Genomic DNA, 21,080 nt, shown 5'->3' with positions numbered 1-21,080 from the left:
CCGCTTGGCCGTATGGCTAGGCGGGGATCGTTTGTTTATATGCTGCTTTATAACGTACTCTTACCTTGTTATCGCAAATATGCTTACTACAAAGTTCGCTGTTGCGCCATTTGGTTTTGCAATGTAAAGGGATCTATGTTCATAGACATCTGTATACTTACCGTTAACTACGTTAGTAAAAATAGTTGGATCGCTGCCGCCGCTTACGTCTTGCGCAACAGAAAAACTAATCGAATTCGGGTCATCACTTCCAAAAGACGATATTTCCCATTGAAAATTGATGGTGTTGGGGGGAAGAGTATCCGTTGAAAAGTTCCCGCTGGAACGGCTTGACTGTCCAGCTTGAGGGGTTGGTGAAGAAGTAACGCTGGAAATAAGTATTTTTGCTGACAAATAATTTCATCCTTTCGCTTGTGTGATGCCGTACAATAACATGTATATGGATGAATTCCCAAAGTATGACTACTGCCGTGCATCAAAAAGCACCCCCCAGGATTCATAGAACGCTAGTCGATCTTATACAACGAGTCGAACAGACGACGTAACTTAGATAACAACTCCTGTCTGTCCTCCTGAGACCAGTCCGACAAAGCCTCCTGCATAATACGTTCGCGAGCATGGCTAATCTTCGCATGAACATCTTCCCCGTAAGGCGTTAATTCAGAGATGCGGATACGCGAATCTGCACTCGATGCATACGTGTGAACCAGCCCTGCGGCCTCTAACTTATCAATTTGCCGACTAACACTGGAATAGTTCTTGCCCATCATAGCGGCCAAATCCCCAACGCTGGTTGGTTGGAGATGGACAACCCCCCCGAAGACGCGGAAGGTTGCCGCCTCTAGATTAACGCCTGCGTTTGCGATCATTTTCTTATCACGATCCGGCCGGTTAAGCAGTGAGACCAGATCTAATAACGCCTTGAAAATTTCATTTTCCATCTGTGTCCGACATCCTTACAACGGGTCTTGGCATCAATGGGGCATTCCAAGCCTCTTCAATATCCTCTAAAGCGTACACCTTCGTGTCAATCCTTATCTTACCCCTTGCAGCCAGTTCAAATGATTCTTTTATTGCGGACAGCATATCAGCCTTGGACACGCTCTTGTCTCCGCTGCCTACAAGTTCAATAGTGGACGAGCGGAGAATGGCGGATGGCAATGCAATATCTTCTTGCCCAGAAGAGGTGCCGATGCTTACAAAACGTGTCACACGATCCGTTTGCGTCTTAGCCAGAGCCGTCATAATCGCCAGTGCGCTGTCTCCCCATAGATAATCCAATACAACATCGACGCCTTCGGCAATGACAGGCATCAGGGCACTTTCGAACTGTTTGGCTCCGTTGTCGGCGGTCATATCAAATGTAACCACCTCATCGGCTTTAAGCGCCCGCAGCTTCACTTCGTCGCGCCCGGTTACGATCACTTTATGGGCGCCTAGAGCTTTGGCAATTTGGATGGCCAAGCTGCCAGAGACACCTGTAGCGCCATTAATCAAGACCGTCTGGCCCGGTTTAAAGCGAGCGCGGAAGAGCAGCGCCGCCCACGAAGAGCTGGCGGGATTAGCGATCGCAGCTGCGGTAATATTATCAAGGCCATCGGGTAAGCGGACTGTTAGTTTTGCGTTGACAACCGTTTGCTCAGCCAGGCTGCCGAAAGGCGGGGTAGGCAGCGCGAAGTACACGCGTGAGCCATCTTGCAATGTTCCAACGCCATCGATACCCGCCACCAATGGAAAATGAGTTTCCGAGGAGTAATGCATACCCATTGAACGATATTTACTAACCCGGCTCAAGGCAGCTGCCGATACGTTAATGAGCACTTCCCCCTCCGTTGCCACAGGAGCTTCATACTGGCCAACAACGGGATTCGTTCCTTTTTCTTTTACGATTGCTGCTTTCATTTTTAGCAACCTTCTTTCATTGCAGATATGTGCATATTGCACATAATAAAGCATACCATGAATTGATTATTATGTGCAATATGCACATATAAGATTAGGCTCTTAAGCGTCAATCGAAAGTAGGCCTGGCCCTTAAGTGATCCGAGCTTCCTTCGGCGTGTTCCGTATTTATTGTATAATCAAGGAAAACAATCCATTATGCTTGAGTAAGAAAGGATATCTCTATGAAAAAAGTTTTTCACATCATGGACTGGGGGATATTTGGGCTCCGGTCCTATAATTATATTTTGCTGCTGTTTCATATCTTAATGGACAATGAATATTCGCCTCGATTGCTCGTGAACGTCATTTGGCTCTTAGCGGCCCTTATTATTCCGCCTTTATTCTGGTTTCCGCAGCTAAGAAAGAACAAGGAATGGTTCATCTTGCTTGAACTATTGCTAGGGGGGTCCTACTACATTAAATCGTTCATGCAGGCGGATCACTTAGGGAGTGTCGATTATCTCATTCCGAGTCTTACAATCGGATACTTATTGACCAGAAAGACGGCCTGGACTTTGCCAGCACTATTCGTACTACCCTTTATCAGCATGTTATTTGGAAAAGTTACATGGGACTTGGCGCTCGGTTCAAGCTCAGACAACTTTCTGTTCTCTTTTATCGGGATTTGGGTCAGCTTCATTGCCAAAGCCTATCATGAGAAAAATAAATTAGCGAAAGAAATCGATGAACAAAATAAATTGTTAACCCAATACGCTGCCGAAATCGAAAGGATGACGCTGCTAGAGGAACGAAGCCGTATGTCCAGGGAAATGCATGACACACTAGGACACTCTTTTATTTCCCTGATTATGAGTCTCGATGCTGCTATTGCACTTCTAGACAAAAATCCTAATCTAGCCAAGGAGAAATTGATTGGTATAAGAGGACTGACGGAACAAAACTTGGACGACATGAGGGACATCGTGCACAAGATGGGAGAAGAAGAGATTATAAGTCTAGTAAACCACGCCGAGAGACTCGTCAGCAACTTTCAAGAATATACCGGAACGGTCATTCATCTCACACTGAAGGGAACAGAACGGATCCTTCCTTTCGATGTGCGGCAATCGATCATTCGGGTGATACAAGAGTCTTTTACGAATGCATTAAAGCATGGAAAAGCAACGGAAATGGCGTTGGATCTCCACTTCTCTCCACCTAATTTGCGAGTCTCCATTCGGAATAATGGAAAGCCATTAGGCAAGTTTGAGTATGGGTTCGGCCTGAGTACAATGAAGAAGCGGATTGAAATGCTGGGAGGTACCTTTTCATTCTCCGCCTTGGCGGACACTGGCGCTGAAGTCAGATGCGAAATACCACTGAAAGGAGATAATTCGTATGTCCAAAATTAAAGTGCTCATCGTTGATGATCAGGAATTGATCCTTGAAAGCCTAAAAATTGTACTAGAGATGGAAGACGATATCGAGGTTGTGGGATTGGCTAAGAATGGTGAAGAAGCGATTAGCTATTGTGAAAAAAACCAACCGGATATCATCCTTATGGATATAAATATGCCGATTATGAATGGCGTTGTTGCTACTGAGAAGATCAAACCTCGATTCCCATTAACGAAAATTATTATTCTAACTTCGTACAAAGAAGTTGAATATGTTCTCGCCGCGTTAAGCCATGGAGCTGAAGGCTTCCTGCTCAAAGCTATCCATCCCAAAAACCTTATTGCCGGAATACGGGTGGTACACACAGGAGGCACACTCATTTCGCCAGAAATGGCCGACAAAATGATTAAAAGCATGCAGCAAAGCGGACCCGAGTTGGTTGAGAAAAACAATGAATTCGGACTTAGCACCCGCGAAGTCGAAGTTCTTCACAAGCTGGCGTTAGGCCTGCGCAATCAGGATATCGCTAAGGCCTTATTTTTGAGTGAAGGTACGGTTAAAAATTACATCTCGAATATTTATTCGAAATTGAATGTTAAAGGAAGAAGAGAAGCTGCCTTTAAGGCTAGGGAAACTGGCATTTTAGATTCTTAAAGAACACAAAGCCGGCATCGTAACGGATGTCGGCTTTAATTTTGCTAAAGTCATATGACCAAAATATGACTAAACGGTACTGCTGACATATGACTTATTTAAAGTATCGTTGATTTGTAACCTGCAAGATCGGAACATTAATCGATATCTTGTCAGGAGAAGAGGAGTGATCACTGATAATGAGAAAGACGAATACGCCCGACAATGAAGCGCTTAGAGGGAAGGGAACATCTAGGTTTGTTTCGTTCTTCCAGTTCCCCCTCGCCTGGATGCTCGTGGGAGCACTTGGGATCATCCTCGCCAACGTGGCATTCAACTTGTTATCCAAAGATTTAAAGGCACTAGGGTCCATCATACTGGCACTTGCCGGAAGCGCCGTTGCCATCGTTATCTATTGGTTTGTGATGAAGTTTTTGGCGCGGCGTCCGGTTCCCGAACTTCTGTTCCAACGGCGTGCGGTATCAGAAGTACTTTTCGGCGCTGTCGTCGGCTTTACCTTTATCATCGCCTCAACGGCCATCATCGTCTTATGTGATGGGTATTCATTCAAGTGGGCAAACGAAAACGCCAGCTCTGTCGTTTGGCCTATTATCACCACATCACTCGGCGCTGCCTTCGTAGAAGAATTAATCTTTCGGGGGCTTGCCTTTCAAGCCATTGAAAAGATGGGCGGAAGTTGGCTTGCACTGACCCTAACATCCCTCTTCTTTGGGATCGCTCACCTGGGCAACCCGGGAGCTACCGTTTGGGGAGGCCTCTCTATTGCCATTGAAGCTGGTGTATTGCTAGGTGCAGCCTTCCTTTGGCGGCGCAATATTTGGTTCATCATTAGCCTCCACTTCTTTTGGAATACAATTGAGGGACTCTTAGGCATTCCCGTCTCAGGCCATCCCACCCCCGGCCTTTTCACGGTCGAGGTCACGGGCCCGACCCTTCTCACTGGTGGCGAATTCGGCCTTGAAGCCTCGATAATCCCCGTAATCATTAGTCTGTTGATCGCCGTCCCTATGCTCATTTTTGCTCGCGGTAAAGGGCATCTTATGTTTCTGCGTCAAGGTCCAAAATAACATTCGAAGCCAATGGGGATACATCACCATTGGCTTCTCCTCTGATTCCGGAATTCCCATGCTTGTCATGCCTGCATTTCTTTGATTGCCATGTTGAATTAACCGGCACGCTACTATAATCCCAAAATCGCATCCCGTCAAGAGATAATGTGCGAATGAGCGACTTCGCGGGAAATCCCCCTTTATGCTTTCTAAATGGGCATGAATTTGCGAGTATTTGGGGCGATATCGCTTTTTTCAATTCACCTGGCATCACGTAATATATTGTTCAGATTGATGAGTGACATGGAAGGAGAACCGCATGAACAGCGTGGACAAAATCAAGTTTTTGCTCTTTTACGGTGAAGCACCTGAGGCAGCTTGTTACGGGTATCTGGAGTTGAATCAGGATGGCAATATGATCGCGCTCTACAATAGTTACGGTGAGGAAATCGACATGTTTGGCGGACATGAATTTGTCAGGATACGGGCACTTGGCAAATTCGATGACGAAGACCGCGATAATTTTTACTCGTTGTTAGAAAGTGATGGTGTGGGATGAAGCTGAATTAGACATAACGCATCACTTCCAAAGCAGCTTGCTTAGCACTTGCCATGCCAGCATCGGCGAGCCGCCCCTCCGCACTGACCCAATCTCCGGCGACGTACAATCCACGGACTTCTGGCACGATCGTTCCGGGAGCCGGTCCCGCCCCATGATGGCGAATCGTGCGTGAATCATGAGCGACAAGGACGTTCGGCGAGAATCGCATGGCTACAACCTCCCGCTCCCAGCCGGGCTCCAGAAGATCAAGAAGACGGGTGAGCTCATCTTCATCTGCCTTGCCATCCCTTGCTGTTTCGTTGTCGTTATATCTCATGAGATGGAGTACGTGCGCGCCGTTATCACTCAGGGCTTGCTCTTGTTTGTGTTAAGGCTTTCCGTGCTATCTGTAACGGCAAGTTTTAGATTAGAAATTCACCCCATTATTATCACTAAGAAAAACCACATGCTGTTACCCAATCTAGTGGAGCCTTCCGTTATAATAAAGCTCCTCGTGCCATCCCTTAGAACAAAATAAAAGAGCACCTAATAGGATGCCCTTCGGAATAAATAACAAAATAAGTGGACTGCCCTCCAAAGTAATCTTTTATAATCAGCTAGATAACATCAAGCATGCCATCATGTACGGCTTCATTCCGTCCCAGTAATCCTTAACCTGATCAGAAATACGCCTTTCAGTATGCATGTATAAATTTAGCAAATCTATTACTGAATCTTTTTTAATAAAATTATTAAACTCTTTAGCTAACTTATCATTTAATGGAATATCATTTAGGAATCTTGAATTCCCCACTTTATTTTGTGGAAGTTTATTCCGTAGCCTATCAAAGGTCATGTGAACATTAGATGAAAGTCCACTTTTCTCATTAAACGTTACATCGTAAAAAACGCATGCCTTGCGACAACACAGTTCCACGAGGATTCTGAATAGCGAAACTACTGCTATCTTATTTGTGTTGAATTCAAGATTATTTAATTCTTTAATAACCTCTTGTATTTTGGAGGATAAGTCCCCTGTACGGAATCTAAAACTATCATACTCTTGTTTAGTAAATCTAAAATAATGTGCAGTTACGTTCACACTATATTTTTTTTCTTGATTATTTTGAGACTTATTAGGATCTACTATAACAAATGTTAACTCTTTACTTGTCTTTTGCAATAAGTAATCTATTGCAGTATAGGTTAATTGATATTCACCCTCATTATTTATATCCATTACATTTGATTTATGAGAGATCGTCAAAGGAAGTAGATTTCCAATGTAATCTCTTGCTTCTACAAAATCGTTTGCATTAAAGTAACTTGAGATATTTAAGAAAACAGTACTGCTTTCGGCACCATTTACGAATTTTAATTCTGGTGGTTTTTTGGGATTTTGTCTTGTACCTCCCGTGGCAGTTCCTCCGTTTGTCCCTCCTGCGGCAGTTCCTCCGTTTGTTCCTCCTGTGGCAGTTCCTCCGTTTGTTCCTCCTGTGGCAGTTCCTCCGTTTGTTCCTCCTGTGGCAGTTCCTCCGTTTGTTCCTCCTGTGGCAGTTCCTCCGTTTGTTCCTCCTGCGGCAGTTCCTCCGTTTGTTCCTCCTGCGGCAGTTCCTCCGTTCGTTCCTCCTGCGGCAGTTCCTCCGTTTGTTCCTTTCGCGGCATTCTTCCTACTTTTGATCAATTCTTTAGTATTTTTGTCGATAAGTTTTCTTATATTATTCTTTTTTAACCACTCAATGAATGATTCTTCAAACATAATATATTCCTGTGAATCACTTATAATTTCTGTCTTTGTTACGTTTGATCTAAAATTTTGTAAGTGTATCTCCCCAACTAATAGTCGCATTTCAGGATGTCTATCCAATCCTATCCAAATCCCATAGTCTAACAATCGCCCATTTAAATACAAATGAAACCCATTATCTGTTTTGGACGTTGTAGAATTTTCAGGTGACCTTGAAACACCAACCCAACCTGATACATTACATGACTGTCCGGACATGTTAAAAACCGAAAAACTAAACTCTTCGCTCCAGTAGGGATCGAATATATATGGTTCAACTTGTTGATTATCAACTAATAGTTCAAGCTCCCCATCTTGAATAAATTTCGAGAATGTTTTTGAAAAATGAGATTTAGCATTCTCAGCATCATTCTTATATCTTGGTCGAGAAAGCTTTTCAATTTTTATTATCGTTCCTTGATCAAAGAGTTTGGGAACTTCTTCTACTTCAATCTTCCAATTATCATTATTCAACTCATTCTTGTTTAGAAGTTTAACATGTAAGGCATTTTCCATATAACTGGTGGCAGTAATTATCTCTAAATGATTTCCCAGAAAAGCAGAGGCAGTTTTTAATCCAAAACCATACCCTCCGACTGTTGAATCTAAAGTTTTATCGCTTTCTGCTGGAGTAAGTGCTTTAACTAAAGTAGTCAACTCCATGCCAATTGAATTATCAACCACAATGATTTCTTTATCTAAGAGTTCCACTGTTACTTTAGCAGTACCAACTCTTGCATCAAATGAATTATCAATAAACTCCGAGATAGCCCTTCCTAGGGTAAGATTCTGATTCCCCATTGTCCAGAAAAGTTTAGAAGAAATGGGGAGCTCTACGTTATAAACCTTCATAATATAACTCCATTCATGATATAGTTGTTTGTTGTATTACTTTGAGTAGCTCTTTTGCAACTGCCTTTGCCAGTAACGGAGGAACAGCATTACCTACGAGTCGGAAGCCATGCCACTTTGTTTCATGAAATACCATCCAATCAGGGAAACTCATTAATCGTGCTGCCTCTCTTACCGTAATTACGCGGGGTTGCACATAATGAATTGGTCTTAACGCAGTATAGGACCCCTTATCACTCTTCGTTCCAGCTCGAATAGTAGGTGATAACCCATTTGCCTCTAACTTCTTCCTTCGGCTTTTATGCAATTGGCCTTGTTTTAGCTCTGTAAACTCTCTTATAATTCTTTGATCATGGTTTGTTCTCTTTGTATTTGTAATTAAATTTGTTGTCCAATCTGGTCTAGGAGTTGACTGGTCTTCTACTAATTGAATAGACCTCATCATCATCTGAGCATACATTGAAACAAATTCTTCTGTCATTTTGTAATTAATCGTATCTCCTTTAATTAATTCAGGATATAAATCAGGGTTTGGTAAATCACTAATCGCATCAGCAACCGTAGGGCAGTATTTTAAATCTCCTAATTTCCCCTCGTTTGCATGATCCTTATAGGTTGGGTGGAATAAATAGTTTTCATCAGATGGTCTGAGATGAGTTGGTATAGGGTATTGTACATTTAAATTTAAATCCAAACGAACACCGATTATAAAAAGCCTTTCTCGGCTTTGTGGCACTCCGAAATCTGCCGAGTTTAGAACTTTAACTGGCGTTATAATCGAATAATATTCCGACATTCTATCAATAAAAGATTGTAAAACTTCTCCTGATTTATACGAAATCAAGCCTCTTACATTCTCCATAACAAAAAATTTAGGCATAATTTCCAATACAATACGCGAATATTGATTTAACAACTCGTTTCTCTCATCGTCTAATGACCTCCTGCCTGCCAATGAAAATCCTTGACACGGGGGACCACCGATTACTACATCTACTTCACCTTTACTAACTTTTATTATTTTTAGTAGCTCATCGCCACTTACTTGATTGATATCTTTGGCAACAACTTGACAATTCGGAAAGTTTTTTAAATGCGCCCTTGTGGCAAATTCGTCCATTTCAACTGCGACCCCTACTAAGAAACCTGCCATTTCAAAACCTAAAGTCAAACCACCTGCTCCAGAAAAAAGATCAATCGCAATTGGTTTTTTTAATTTATTAATTATAACGCACCTCATCAACAAATTATGTTTTTAATTCATATTTTGTACATTCGACAACTTTATTATCTTTCCTTTTATTCATGATTTGTATCTATTATCCATTCACCCCCGTCACTTATGATAAGGCTCCCCCCGATTAATCTTCACCGCCCGATAAACCTGCTCAATCAACACCAGCCGCATCAGCTGATGCGGCAAGGTCATCCGCCCGAAGCTCAGCTTCTGCTGGGCGCGGCGCAGCACGGCCGGGGACAGGCCGGTGCTGCCGCCTATAACAAAAGCCACGTGGCTCTTGCCGTACGTGGCTAACTTGTCCATCTGCATCGCGAGGTCCTCACTGGACCACAGCTCGCCATCCAACGCCAACGCGATGACATGCGCATCGGGCTTAATCTGTGTGAGCAAGCGCTCGCCCTCGCGGTCGCGCACCTGTGCTTCCTCTGCCGGGCTCATCGTCTCCGGCGCTTTCTCGTCGGGCACCTCGGTGAGCACGAGCTTCACATAAGGGCCCAGGCGCTTCGCGTATTCGGCGATGCCCATAACGAGGTACTTTTCCTTTAGCTTCCCTATCGTTGCAATCTGTATAAGCATCGCTTTATACGACCAAGAACTCGGCTGGCGCTTCGCATAGATCACATTTGCGCGGCGGGTCCCAATCCGAGAATTCCGTGTCTTTCAAATTCACCATATCCGGTGCATCTTCATATTCATCTACGAATTTATCAAGTGCGAGTTCGACATGCTGTTTGCATACACAATACATAAGGTCCATTACTCCGTTCTCTGCTGTAATTTCTACGTACTATTATACCAAAACTTCGCGGTCCGCAACCGCTTTTCCCCTGCGAAAATCGTCATTCCCGGCACAAAAAAGGAACGAAACGCCCCCACAATGGGAAGCATCTCGCTCCTTTATCACGCAATTGCACCGAACCAGCCGATTATTCGTCATCCGGCTCCTTCTCCGCAAGCTCCAGCTTCGCTGTCCGCTTCTCGCCATCGCGATAGAACGTAACCTCGATGCTGTCGCCAATTTCTTTTTTCCCATAAAGGTACTTCCGCAGCTCCATCGTGCTACGGACCGGCGTATCATCAAGCTTCACGATCAAGTCGTTGAACTGCAGGCCCGCTTCCTTCGACGGCCCTACCGCCTCAAGCACGATAACCCCGTCTTTGAGTTCCTCCGGCACGATCAGGCCCGTATCTCCAGCCGCGATCCCATCCATCGGATTGCCTTCTTCCGAGCCCTCCGTTGCATCATCGCTGCTGTCATCCTTGCCGCCCTTATCGTCCGTGCCCGGGTCCAAATTATCCTGCGGCGCTTGATTGCTAAGCGCTTGCTGTGCCAAATACTGATCCAGATCCAGCGTATACACGCCCAGATACGGACGTTTCACTTTGCCATATTCAATCAAGGTATCAACAATCGGCTTAGCAACATCAATCGGAATCGCAAAACCAATGCCTTCAACACCTACATCAGCAATTTTCATGCTGTTAATGCCGACAACTTTGCCATTAAGATCGATCAGCGGCCCGCCGCTATTGCCTTGGTTGATCGCTGCATTAACCTGAATGACTTCCTCTTCCCAATCATAGTTGCCGTCTTGGTTAAGCGAGACCGGAATGATCCGCTTCGTCTTGCTGACAATGCCCATCGCGAGCGAGTCGTCGAGGCCAAGCGGGCTGCCGATGGCCATGACCCACTCGCCGTTGCGCAGCTTGCTCGAATCGCCAAGCTCTGCTACAGCATCGATGCCTTTATCATCAATAGCGAGCACCGCAAGATCCGTAATCTGGTCGCTGCCGACAATCGTTGCGTCACGCAACGTGCCGTCCACCATCCCGACCTTGACCTCCACAGCTCCCGCAATCACATGATAGTTCGTGATGATGAGCGCTTTGCCATCCTTTTTGTCGAAAATAACGCCCGAACCAACGCCCGCCTCCTGCAGCTTCGGCTCTTCCTTGCCCTCTGCATCATCGCCACCCGCGGCAGATACAGCATACTGCTCATTCAGAACGCTCACGACCGTAGGGCGCACAGCGGCCGCTGCATGAATCGTCTTCTCATAAGGGTCTGACGTACTCGTAGGCGTTACGGCCACCGTTTTCACGCCAGCACTCTCATTGCGGTCAAATTGGAATACAGCGCCGAACAACAGCACTGCAGCAGCTACGCTGACTGTTGAGGACAGCAGCGCAATGCGCATTTTGGACCAATTGGAACGGCTCCGCAGCACGAGTGGCTTCTTGCTGTCTTCCTGTACCCAGCGGCTCTTGCGCCGGGAAATCCGACTCGAGTAGAAATCGTCGTCGAATAAGCTCATATCTATCTCTCCTCTCAATGCCCCCACCGAACATCAAGATTAATTTCGTTTATAGGAATGTTTTCGGCAATCACGTCTACAATAATAATAGATTACAAGACCAAATGATAGAAAAAGAAGGAGCGATTACCGACATGAGCAAAAAAACGTCAACTTCCTGGGATATGGTTCAACTAGCCGGTGCCGTAGCCGATCTAAAACGGGATCATTATCGCATTTTGCTTACGATGAGCGTCCTCGTCGACCTGCTCGTAGACCGCGGCTTCGTCACCCGTGAAGAGCTTGAACGCAAGACTGCATCCGTTGATGACGAGCTAGAAACGCTTATCGACGCTTCACTTCGTCCCATGGGGTAGCGCGATCGTAATACGTCTCCCGCAGCGGGTCCTCATCCCTTTTAAAGAATATGCCGTTGTTCTCCAAAATACCATTAATCGTTAGCTTGGCCAGCTCCATCACATTATGGTCCAGACTAAGATGCGCCAGATAGACGCGTTTCGTCCGGTCCGTCATTAGCTCGCATAACGCCTCGCCCGCCGCAACGTTGGACAAGTGCCCAACATCGCTTAGAATGCGGCGCTTAATGTTCCACGGATAACGCCCCATGCGAAGCATCTCCGTATCGTGGTTCGACTCCAACACAAGCACGTCCGAATCGATAATATGCTGCCTTACCTTATCGCTCACATAGCCGAGGTCGGTCGCCAAGCTCAGCTTGTACCCGTCCTCGGTGAAGCAGTAACCAACCGGCTCCTCCGCATCATGCGAGATCGGATACGACTGTACCTTCATCGAGCCGAACTCGAACGTTTCGCCGGTCTGCATAATGTTCCGCTTCTCCGGCGCGATCGTGCCGACATGCTTCTCCATCGCCCCCCATGTCGCCTCATTGGCGAACACGGGAATATTGAATTTGCGGGCAATGGCGCCCAGCCCTTTGATATGGTCGGAATGCTCGTGCGTAACGAACAGGGCATCAATATCGTGGCCGGATACCCCGCGTTCTGTGAGCAACTGGTCGATGCGCTTCGCGCTCAGGCCCGCGTCCACGAGCACCGTGTGCTCGTCATTCGTCACAACCGTCGCATTCCCCGTCGACCCGCTAGACAACACTGTAAATCGAAATCCCATACCGCCTTACGTCCCTTCTCTTCTCCCTACTGCTCCTCTTGCTTCGCAAACCACCGCACAACGCCGCTACACACTAATCTCTTGCTGCCTATCTATCTGCGAACCCTATCATTTCCCCATTAATTGCTTCTAGCCTAGCAAAACGCACGCGCCACATTCATCCTTACATTCATTGCATAATCTATGGCTTAGTAGGCTTCTCCGCCTCATCAGCCTTATCCTGCACGATTTCCCCGCTGATCGCATGCACATAATACGTCTTGCCATTCTCCAGCAGCACACGCCATGACGGCGCAGCGTACTGCGTCTCCGAGTTAAATAATTGCCCGTGATAGCCAAGCGCAATCTCTTTAATGACGGAGCCGTCCTCAAGGTACTTGTCCACGAGCGGCGTTACCGCCTTGGAAGCCGGCAGCACCGTCCGCGCTTCCGTATCGTCTGTCTCAACCAACTCAACGCGCGTCTGCCGATAAGCCGTGATCTTCTGGTTCTGGTTGCTGTAGAACAGCTCCAGCTTCACGTCATACATCGGCTTGCCGCCCGTCATCCGGTACAAGACGAACTCACCCTCCGGGCTCGCTAGCTGATCATATTGATACAATGAAAGCTCTGGAATAACGTTTCCTAACTGAGCCAATAGCTCTTTCTGGTCGAAAACGATCCGGCTATCGACCGGCTTATCCAGCGCCACTCGTTTCATAGAGGCGGATGCGTCCTTGAATCGGTAGGTTAAGTCGCGCAGGTCCGGCGTGTCCGACGGAATGCTTGCTGTTGTAGCCAGGCCGATGCCACGTTCCTTCATAATCCGCAGCGTGTCTGCGCCGAGATCGCCGAAGTTCTGGTTCTGGTTCAGCCGCTCGCTGACATTTTGCCACAGCTGGTAACCCAGCACGACGTTCAGCATGAGAAAAGCCAATATGAGCACGCTCTTCGCGCGGCTCCAATCCATGCGTACCCACCCCCGTGCGAGCACATCCGCCCGCTTCGTTACGTTGCGTTACTGTGCGTTTACGTTCACGTCCGCGACATTGGCGGCATGGCCGATCGCTTGCGACAATGTATGAATTGGCGAATCCGAGCTTACGCTCTCAATCGCTCCGCCATGATTGTTCGTTGCCGTATTGCCCGTTCCATTGCTTCCATTGTTAGCACTGGTTCCATTCTGCTTCGTCTGCGCAGCCTGGTAATCGCGACGCTCTGCCGCCCCATCATAGCCGACAGGCAGCGCAGCTGTTACCGCCTGCTGCGTCCCATCCGCATAACGGACAGCCCAGACTGGTTCCAGCGTGAGCACGTTCGCGCCAACTTTCGGCGAGACTTGCATTGCTGGGAACAGTGCCACGATTTCATTGCGCCGGTCAAGGCGCTCCAGCTCCTTACGGAGCGTTTCCCCGCCAGGCAGCCAACGCGTCGTCTTCGAATCTGCAATCTCATTCAATGTCATCATAGACCGTTCATACTCCGTAACGAGGCCTTGCTGGAGTGACAACCGCATGTAGCCGAACTTGAACAGCGGGTCCGACAGCAGCGGATACGAGCCGTAGTACTGCTGGAATTGTACTGTGCGGCCGAGATCGCTTGGCGATTCGCTGCCTTGCAGCTTCACCGGCACATACCGATGCAGCCCGTTCCAGCCGCCGTGCTCATTCACGAATTGAACGGAAGCCAGCACATTTTCAGTCGTATCATTATCCGTTGTCTGTGGCGCCGCAGGGTTTGTATAGCTGATCCACTTGCCATTTTGCTCAAACTGCAGCCCACGCTTGCCATCCGTATAGATGAGCGCGCCATTCAAATTCTCTAGCGTACGCGTCGTTCCCGTATCCGAGAACAAGCTGCTTCGCATCTGCTCGGGCGTAAACGTCTCATAGCTAACTTGCGCTTGCACCGCTTCAATCGAGACAGCCGGCGCATACACGCGGCCGACTTGCTTGTACGGAGTCCCGTACTCGCCGAAATTCACATACTCCTGTACATCCTTTGCTGTCAGGTCGGTACGGGCGGCTTCATAGACCGATCTGCCATCCGCACTAAACAAGAACGCATGAACCATCTCCGTATCCTCATCCATGTAAATCCAGATCCGTTCGATCCGGTCCGCCAAGAAGAGGAGATCGCCTTCGAGCTTCATCATCTTGCTGAGCAAGCTGATCGGAATGCCGCCGCCGAACCGCAGCTCGACGCCTTGCTTCTTCTCGCTTATCTGATCCCAGTCATAGCTAATGGCCGGGTTTCGCGTGAATCCTTTGAACCCTACCGCCTCAATCTTGCGGAATACAAGATCATAGAAGTTGGTTGGCGGGAACAGCACACTATGCGCCCCTTGGCCGAGATGCAGCACGATTGAATCAGGAAAAATCACGCTGTCAATCTGCTGTGTCGGCCCCATCTTCTCTGCGTTCATATAATCCAGCTCAGTCCGCACCGTCTGCGTAAATCCTGGCATGCTATATGCTAGCCAATAGCTTTGCAACAGGCTAAGGACAACCAACAAAACAAGGATAGCCGACTTAAACCGTTCGATCATGCCGGCTCGCCCCCTTCCCGAATGTCGGGTGCCGGCAACGTGAACATCACCGTCGTGCCTTCATTCAGCTCGGATTCTAGCGTAATTGTCCCACTATGCGCACGGACAATTTCCCGGGCAATGGACAAGCCAAGGCCGGTTCCTCCCATGTTGCGGGACCGTGCTTTATCAACACGATAGAAGCGATCAAAGATCCGTCCCAGATCCTTCTTCGGAATGCCAATGCCGCTATCCCTCACGCTTATCGCGATTGCATTCATCTCCGGCTTGCGCGCCGTCAACACAATGGTGCCGCCATCCAGCGTGTATTTAATCGCATTAGAAATCAGATTGTCCAGCACCTGGTCGATGCCATCACGGTCCAGCCACACCGTACCTACGCCCTCCGCAATATGGACCTCTGTACGAATGCCTTTCTGGCTCGTTTGGAAAGCAAACCGGTCGGCCGCCTCCTCCAGCAGCTCCGGCACGCTCGTCGCACGGCGCCGCAGCGGCACCTGATTGGAATCGAACCGGGACAGATGCAGCAAATCCGTTACAAGCCGGATCATCCGCTCTGTCTCGTTGCGAATAACGCTGACGAACCGGTCCGCAAGCTGCCGCTCATCCAGCGCCCCATCATCCAACGCCTCCGCATAGCTTCGAATCGTCGTTAGCGGCGTACGCAATTCATGGGACACATTCGCGACAAACTCACGCCGCGATTGCTCCAATTTCTCTTGCTCCGTTACATCCTCGAGCACGGCAATCGTGCCAGTCGTGCCCTTGTCCCGCCGATGAACCGGCGTGAACGTAACGCGAAGCAGCCATTCGCCGTCGTCATTGGTCTTGCGAAGCAGCCTCGAGCCTCCGCTCTGCAGCAGTTCCACTGCTTCATCGCCTTCCATGCCGAGCAGCATCGCCAGCTCGCAGCCTTCACAAGCGTTAACGTCGAGCAGCTCCAGCGCGCGCCGGTTAGAGACGATGACCATGCCGCTCTCGTCCGAGGCAACCACGCCGTCACTCATATTCGCGAGGACGGAAGCGAGCTTCTCCCGCTCCTCCTCATTTACTGATAGCGCTTCCCGAAGCCGTTTCGTCATATCGTTGAACGCCTCGCTCAGCCGGCCAATTTCATCATCGCCGAGCACCTTCACCTGCTGGTCGAAGCGCCCTTCCGCGACAGCCGCTGCCGAACGCGTCAGCACCTTAATCGGATTCGTAATCGTATGGGCAAGCAAGATGCCTAGCACACCCGTTAGCCCAAGTGCGATTAGCGTACCCGACACGAAGATCCGGTTTACCCGGTCCATCGTATCGTACAGGTCGTTCATCGAAGCGACGATATATACCGCCCCGACGACGCGGCCGCCCTCGTAGGTAACGGGCTGCGCGATTATTTTCTTCTTCACATTGTCCTCGTCGACGATCTCTTCCTCATTGTCCCGAATCGACTGGAGCGCCCGCGTCACCGCAAGCGATGTATTCTTCTTGCCGATATAGGACTGATGCGACGCATCAGAGGTTGCCAATACTTTGCCGCTGCTGTCGAGCACCTGAATCTCAGCTTCGCTGATGCTAAACAGGTTGCGGACGACATAGCTCAGCCCTTCAGCCGAATCCGGCTGTTGGCTGTCTGGGTCAACCGTCTTGCCCGCCAGCGTCGGCGCCGCCATCTCGGACAGCAGGTTCGCCTGATCCTTCAGATTGCTCGTGAAGCTCTCCGTCAGCGAATTCTTAACCGTGCTAATAAAATATACGCCAATAAGCTGCATAGCGATTAGAATCAGCAGCACATAAATAATAATCAGCTTAACCTGAACGGTCCGGAACAGCCGAATGCCGCTCATCAGAAGCCGAAGCCGCCAGATTTGGGATTGCGCATCAGATAACCAAGGCCACGCCTGGTCATAATATACTCGGGACGGCTCGGGTCATCCTCGATCTTCTCCCGCAACCGCCGCACCGTTACATCAACGGTCCGCACGTCACCGAAATATTCGAAGCCCCATACCGCCTGCAGCAAATGCTCCCGCGTCATTACCTTGCCGCTGTTGCGCGCGAGATAATAAACCAGCTCGTACTCCCGATGGGTCAGGTCGAGCGGCTCGTTGTTCTTATAGACGACATACATGTCGGTATCGATGAATAAGTTAAAAATCGTCAATCCGTTCTTCTCTGGCTCAGCCGCCGTAGAACCTGAAGCTCCTCCTGCAATTGCATCGGCAGCTGCAGATTGCGCCTCTTGGACCGCTTCGCTTACTTTCTTCTGCCGCCGCAATTGCGCCTTCACCCGCGCCAGCAGCTCACGCGTGCTGAACGGCTTTGTCACGTAATCATCAGCGCCAAGCTCGAGGCCCAGCACCTTGTCCAGCTCCGTATCTTTTGCTGTAAGCATAATAATCGGCAGCTGCAAGCCAGCGCGCACCTCGCGGCACACGTCCGTACCGTCTTTCACCGGAAGCATGAGATCAAGTAGCATCAAATCCGGCCGCTCTTCATATGCTAATCGCACTGCCTCGCCGCCATCGAACGCACAGATAACCTCGTATCCCTCTTTTTCCAAGTTAAACTTGAGAATATCCGCAATTGGTTGTTCGTCGTCAACGACTAATATTTTGCCGTGCATGGCTCCACCGCCCGCCCGTTATAATTTTTCGTATCGATCATCACTAGTTTAACATATGGAAGTTGCCTGTCCCAATGAAAGTTCCTTCATGTTGTGAGAAACATTGTCCATTGCGCGCTAATCTAATTTTAACATTCCATTCATACTCTGTTTAACTTTGGCCGCTATAATGAACCTATTAGAATTCGAGGTGAAACCATTGAGCAAAAAGACTCGCCGCAAAATGAACCGATTAACCCAAACCGCAAGCACAGCCCTGTTCTTAGCCTTAGCTTTAAGCCAGAGCAACGTTGCTGTAGCCTCCGTAACGGCATCCCCTGTACATCAGCCGCTGCCCCTTCCTGCTGCCCAATAACATCGGCGTCCGCCTCCCCCACATTTCGCCGCCCGCCTTATCCGATCATAATAAAAAAGCACCGTATGCCGTCGGGTCCGACCGGCCATACGATGCTTTCTGCGATAAGAGCTGCCTTACAAGCCATTTCGTTTACAAATATTTCAGCGGATTTTGAACAACGCCGTTCTTCTCAATCTCAAAATGCAAGTGCGTTCCGGTCGAATGCCCCGTGTTGCCCATTACGCCAACCTTATCGCCCTTCTCGACGACTTGGCCTTCTGTCACTGCAATCGAGCTCATATGCCCGTACAACGTCTTATATCCGTTTTTATGATTAATAATGACGCAATTGCCGTAACCGTTCTTAACGCCAGCAAATTCGACTACACCATCATCTGCCGCCATAATCGTGCTTTTGCCGACGAGGTCGATGCCTTCATGCATTTTGCCCCAGCGCCTGCCGAAGCTGCTCGTCATCGAGTGGCCGGATACCGGCCATGCGAACATGCCAGACCCTTCGCCAAGAATAACTTTCGTCCCCTTCACGACGATCTTCGGCGTGCCCTTCTTCATAATCTCGTAGCCGATCAATTCCTCGCTGGTGAGGTAGCCGTTATCTTTCGTCAGGCGATAAGTCAGCTTCTTCATGCCGCCGCTGCCCTCTTGCAGCACCTTCGATTCGCCCTTCTTCATGTTGGCGCTCGCCTGAATGACCACCTGCGGGTCCGTCATGACGATCTCAGCTACGCTCTCCACCGTACGCACCGTTACTTCCGGCTTCAACACAGTAAGGTCAAGCACATCGCCCACTTTAATCAAATCGTCATTAATCCAAGGATTGTTCTGATAAATAATTTGCTTTGGAATATCAAACTTGTCCGCAATACAGCCGACGCAATCGCCGTCTTTAACGGTATACTTCGTGTTGCTCGTGCTGCCTACAACAAGCTTTTTGTAAAGTGCCGTCTCGTCTAAAACTTTCGAAGGGTCAACTTTAACCGCTGCTGTGTCAACCTTCTCAACGATGTTGATCTGCTTCAGCTTTGGTTTCGTATCGGTAGCGCTGTTATCCGCTGCATCGGCATTGAAAGCAAGCGCCGTTACTTCCTTCGCCTTTGCCGCATCCGGCGTATACTTGTCCTTCACGCGCTGCATGATCCGGTCTGCCGTTTCACGGTCCTTCACGACGCCGACAACTTTGCCATCCACCTTCACTTCAACGCCTGTCGCATAGGCAGTCAGCATGCCTTCCAGCTTCGTAAGCGTCGCGGCCGTCTCCGGCTCCGCCTTATAACCGCTGTCTGCGGTGTAGGATACTTTGCCCGTATCGAGCACCATGTTAATGTTCGGATGATCCTTCTTCACTTGATCTGCCTTTTGCAACAGCATCGCCTCTACGGTCTCGGGCTTGTCCACTGTGCCAACCGGCTTGCCGTTCATCAACACATTATAATAATCAACTGTATTTGCTTTAATATACTGTTTGCCGCTGATTGCTCCGATTACGCCAACGACGACGATAGCTGCAATTAGAATCGCGATTTTTCGAAATCGATTTACGGCCGTTACGCCTTGCGGCTGAGACTTAGGGTCCTTGCTCACGGTCATGACAATCTCCTTCTTGTTCCTTCTTGCTCGGTTATAGAGTAGAAACGGATTTTTATGATATTTATAACTATAAACACATACAAAAAAAGCGTAACACTCATTCTGAATGTTTCCGCTCTATACTTTAACATAGTAAAAAAGTTTCAAGCAAACAAATCGATTCGACAATCGGATTAATATTTTTTCAGAATGCTCATAAAGGTTTTATATTCCTCTTCACTCAAGTGCTGCGCCACGATTTGTTGAATATTCGTCAGTTCTTCTTCCGTTAATCCATCTTCTGCATAGGCTGAGATTGTCTGCCAAGCATTCTGCGGAAGCTTCGTCGCCAGCATCGTGAACAGTTGGTTCTTATCCGCATCTGTAAGCTGCTGTTTCGCCGCGTTGATTTCCTCCGCCGTCATGGCAGTCGCTCCCGCTTCCACCTTCGGTCCCGTGCCGCCGCCCATCCCCGTGATCGGTCCCTCTTCCTCATCGCCAAATGCATCGACCGCTACCGGGTCCTTGTCCGTTCCGTCCTTGCCGTCAGCGCCGCTCGCCCCCGTCTTATTCGATCCGTTCGCATCAGTCGGGCCGTCCCCGCTGTTCGTGCCTGTCGCTCCCGTTCCTTGGCCGCCGCTTTCCGCCGCGCCTGTCTCCGCTTCGCCTGTGCCCGTGCCATTGTTGCTGCCGCCATCGCTCCCATCGCCGATCTCACTGCCGCCTTCTCCTGCATCGCTAGGGGTGTTCGCCCCCGCCGACGCATCCCCATCCGTCCCCGTAGCGGACTGACCGCCGTTATCGCTATCTGCTAGCGCTTTGCCGTCTCCACTTGGTGTATCCGCCCCCCACAGCTTGCCCCACACGCCAGACAGTGCAAAAGGCTCCACTTCCAGCGGCAGCTTATACTGCTTCAGCAGCGATTCCACATAACTATTCACGATATAGCCCGTCGTCCAAATCGACAGAAAGCTGGCAATCAGCCCTACCGCAATAGCGCGGCCAACCCAGCTGAACATTTTCCACATATGATTGTCCCTCCGTTCCCGCACAGCCCTACACAATGCGGAATCTCCTTTTCTCGTCTATGACCAGTATGGGCAGCGCGAACAGAAGGTATAACCACTTTGCATAAAATAAGCGACGCCAGGGCACGCTCCACATATGCCTT

Annotated in this window: 22 protein-coding genes; 6 read left to right on the top strand and 16 right to left on the bottom strand. The window is 48.8% G+C overall.

All coding sequences use genetic code 11. The features are described from left to right. Positions 1–60 precede the first annotated feature (60 nt). The 3 genes from GON22_RS13610 to GON22_RS13600 all read right to left on the bottom strand — a co-directional run bounded on the left by GON22_RS13610 (position 61) and on the right by GON22_RS13600 (position 1,902). A complete protein-coding gene (locus tag GON22_RS13610) occupies positions 61–393 on the bottom strand; it encodes a DeoR family transcriptional regulator (RefSeq protein WP_160396643.1) in 333 nt (110 codons plus the stop codon). A 113-nt stretch (positions 394–506) separates the two neighbouring features. After that, positions 507–941: a MarR family winged helix-turn-helix transcriptional regulator gene (locus GON22_RS13605; protein ID WP_160396642.1), complete on the bottom strand. Its 435-nt coding sequence runs from the start codon at positions 939–941 to the stop codon at positions 507–509. Continuing rightward, entirely contained in the window at positions 931–1,902 is a 972-nt protein-coding gene (locus tag GON22_RS13600; RefSeq protein ID WP_160396641.1) for a quinone oxidoreductase family protein, read from the bottom strand. The genes GON22_RS13605 and GON22_RS13600 overlap by 11 nt, the downstream gene beginning before the upstream one ends. 224 nt (positions 1,903–2,126) lie before the next feature. Here GON22_RS13600 and GON22_RS13595 point away from each other — a divergent pair, with 224 nt between their 5' ends. The 4 genes from GON22_RS13595 to GON22_RS13580 all read left to right on the top strand — a co-directional run bounded on the left by GON22_RS13595 (position 2,127) and on the right by GON22_RS13580 (position 5,544). Next, the gene (locus GON22_RS13595; protein ID WP_160396640.1) at positions 2,127–3,296 is read left to right on the top strand and encodes a sensor histidine kinase; all 1,170 of its coding nucleotides are present in this window, start codon (positions 2,127–2,129) and stop codon (positions 3,294–3,296) included. After that, on the top strand, positions 3,283–3,936 hold the full coding sequence (locus tag GON22_RS13590) for a response regulator transcription factor (RefSeq protein WP_160396639.1): 654 nt from the start codon (positions 3,283–3,285) through the stop codon (positions 3,934–3,936). Before GON22_RS13595 ends, GON22_RS13590 begins: the two co-directional genes overlap by 14 nt. 179 nt (positions 3,937–4,115) lie before the next feature. Beyond that, positions 4,116–5,003 (top strand): CPBP family intramembrane glutamic endopeptidase, encoded by an 888-nt coding sequence (locus GON22_RS13585; RefSeq protein ID WP_160396638.1) that lies wholly within the window; start codon positions 4,116–4,118, stop codon positions 5,001–5,003. Positions 5,004–5,304: 301 nt separating this feature from the next. Then, a complete protein-coding gene (locus GON22_RS13580) occupies positions 5,305–5,544 on the top strand; it encodes a hypothetical protein (RefSeq protein ID WP_160396637.1) in 240 nt (79 codons plus the stop codon). A 7-nt stretch (positions 5,545–5,551) separates the two neighbouring features. Here GON22_RS13580 and GON22_RS13575 read toward each other — a convergent pair whose 3' ends face one another. The 6 genes from GON22_RS13575 to GON22_RS13550 all read right to left on the bottom strand — a co-directional run bounded on the left by GON22_RS13575 (position 5,552) and on the right by GON22_RS13550 (position 11,719). Beyond that, entirely contained in the window at positions 5,552–5,863 is a 312-nt protein-coding gene (locus GON22_RS13575; protein ID WP_160396636.1) for a hypothetical protein, read from the bottom strand. Positions 5,864–6,139: 276 nt separating this feature from the next. Further along, complete coding sequence (locus tag GON22_RS13570; RefSeq protein ID WP_160396635.1) at positions 6,140–8,164, bottom strand: ATP-binding protein; 2,025 nt, start codon at positions 8,162–8,164, stop codon at positions 6,140–6,142. A gap of 13 nt (positions 8,165–8,177) precedes the next feature. Further along, positions 8,178–9,335 carry a DNA cytosine methyltransferase gene (locus GON22_RS13565; RefSeq protein ID WP_160396634.1) on the bottom strand — a complete coding sequence of 386 codons (1,158 nt, stop codon included), beginning with the start codon at positions 9,333–9,335 and terminating at the stop codon, positions 8,178–8,180. 165 nt (positions 9,336–9,500) lie between these two features. Beyond that, positions 9,501–9,980, bottom strand: a complete 480-nt coding sequence (gene rlmH, locus GON22_RS13560) for a 23S rRNA (pseudouridine(1915)-N(3))-methyltransferase RlmH (protein ID WP_160396633.1) — start codon at positions 9,978–9,980, stop codon at positions 9,501–9,503. A 4-nt stretch (positions 9,981–9,984) separates the two neighbouring features. After that, positions 9,985–10,152: a CxxH/CxxC protein gene (locus GON22_RS13555; protein ID WP_160396727.1), complete on the bottom strand. Its 168-nt coding sequence runs from the start codon at positions 10,150–10,152 to the stop codon at positions 9,985–9,987. Positions 10,153–10,330: 178 nt separating this feature from the next. After that, complete coding sequence (locus GON22_RS13550; RefSeq protein ID WP_160396632.1) at positions 10,331–11,719, bottom strand: S1C family serine protease; 1,389 nt, start codon at positions 11,717–11,719, stop codon at positions 10,331–10,333. A 134-nt stretch (positions 11,720–11,853) separates the two neighbouring features. On the opposite strand from GON22_RS13550, the gene GON22_RS13545 reads away from it, so the two are divergent. Beyond that, positions 11,854–12,075 (top strand): hypothetical protein, encoded by a 222-nt coding sequence (locus tag GON22_RS13545; protein ID WP_160396631.1) that lies wholly within the window; start codon positions 11,854–11,856, stop codon positions 12,073–12,075. Here GON22_RS13545 and GON22_RS13540 read toward each other — a convergent pair. The 5 genes from GON22_RS13540 to yycF all read right to left on the bottom strand — a co-directional run bounded on the left by GON22_RS13540 (position 12,044) and on the right by yycF (position 17,985). Further along, positions 12,044–12,850, bottom strand: coding sequence for an MBL fold metallo-hydrolase (locus GON22_RS13540; RefSeq protein WP_160396630.1), 807 nt, complete (start codon positions 12,848–12,850; stop codon positions 12,044–12,046). The two genes, GON22_RS13545 and GON22_RS13540, sit on opposite strands and share 32 nt — an antisense overlap. Before the next feature lie 181 nt (positions 12,851–13,031). After that, positions 13,032–13,799 carry a two-component system regulatory protein YycI gene (gene yycI, locus GON22_RS13535; protein WP_160396629.1) on the bottom strand — a complete coding sequence of 256 codons (768 nt, stop codon included), beginning with the start codon at positions 13,797–13,799 and terminating at the stop codon, positions 13,032–13,034. A gap of 48 nt (positions 13,800–13,847) precedes the next feature. After that, complete coding sequence (locus GON22_RS13530) at positions 13,848–15,377, bottom strand: YycH family regulatory protein (protein WP_160396628.1); 1,530 nt, start codon at positions 15,375–15,377, stop codon at positions 13,848–13,850. Next, positions 15,374–17,206, bottom strand: coding sequence for a cell wall metabolism sensor histidine kinase WalK (gene walK, locus GON22_RS13525; protein ID WP_160396627.1), 1,833 nt, complete (start codon positions 17,204–17,206; stop codon positions 15,374–15,376). The genes GON22_RS13530 and walK overlap by 4 nt, the downstream gene beginning before the upstream one ends. Beyond that, positions 17,206–17,985 carry a response regulator YycF gene (yycF, locus tag GON22_RS13520; protein ID WP_160396626.1) on the bottom strand — a complete coding sequence of 260 codons (780 nt, stop codon included), beginning with the start codon at positions 17,983–17,985 and terminating at the stop codon, positions 17,206–17,208. Before yycF ends, walK begins: the two co-directional genes overlap by 1 nt. 199 nt (positions 17,986–18,184) lie before the next feature. Here yycF and GON22_RS13515 point away from each other — a divergent pair, with 199 nt between their 5' ends. Then, entirely contained in the window at positions 18,185–18,340 is a 156-nt protein-coding gene (locus GON22_RS13515; protein WP_160396625.1) for a hypothetical protein, read from the top strand. Positions 18,341–18,472: 132 nt separating this feature from the next. Here GON22_RS13515 and GON22_RS13510 read toward each other — a convergent pair whose 3' ends face one another. Together GON22_RS13510 and GON22_RS13505 are read right to left on the bottom strand one after the other, a co-directional pair. Then, positions 18,473–19,930, bottom strand: a complete 1,458-nt coding sequence (locus GON22_RS13510; protein ID WP_160396624.1) for a M23 family metallopeptidase — start codon at positions 19,928–19,930, stop codon at positions 18,473–18,475. 173 nt (positions 19,931–20,103) lie between these two features. Continuing rightward, complete coding sequence (locus GON22_RS13505) at positions 20,104–20,937, bottom strand: hypothetical protein (protein ID WP_160396623.1); 834 nt, start codon at positions 20,935–20,937, stop codon at positions 20,104–20,106. Positions 20,938–21,080: the final 143 nt, after the last annotated feature.

It is taken from the genome of Paenibacillus sp. MMS18-CY102 (genome assembly GCF_009789195.1).
Classification (GTDB): Bacteria; Bacillota; Bacilli; order Paenibacillales; family Paenibacillaceae; genus Paenibacillus_T.
The sequence above is the reverse complement of the archived record's forward strand: the minus strand, read 5'-3'. Positions and strand labels throughout refer to the sequence as shown.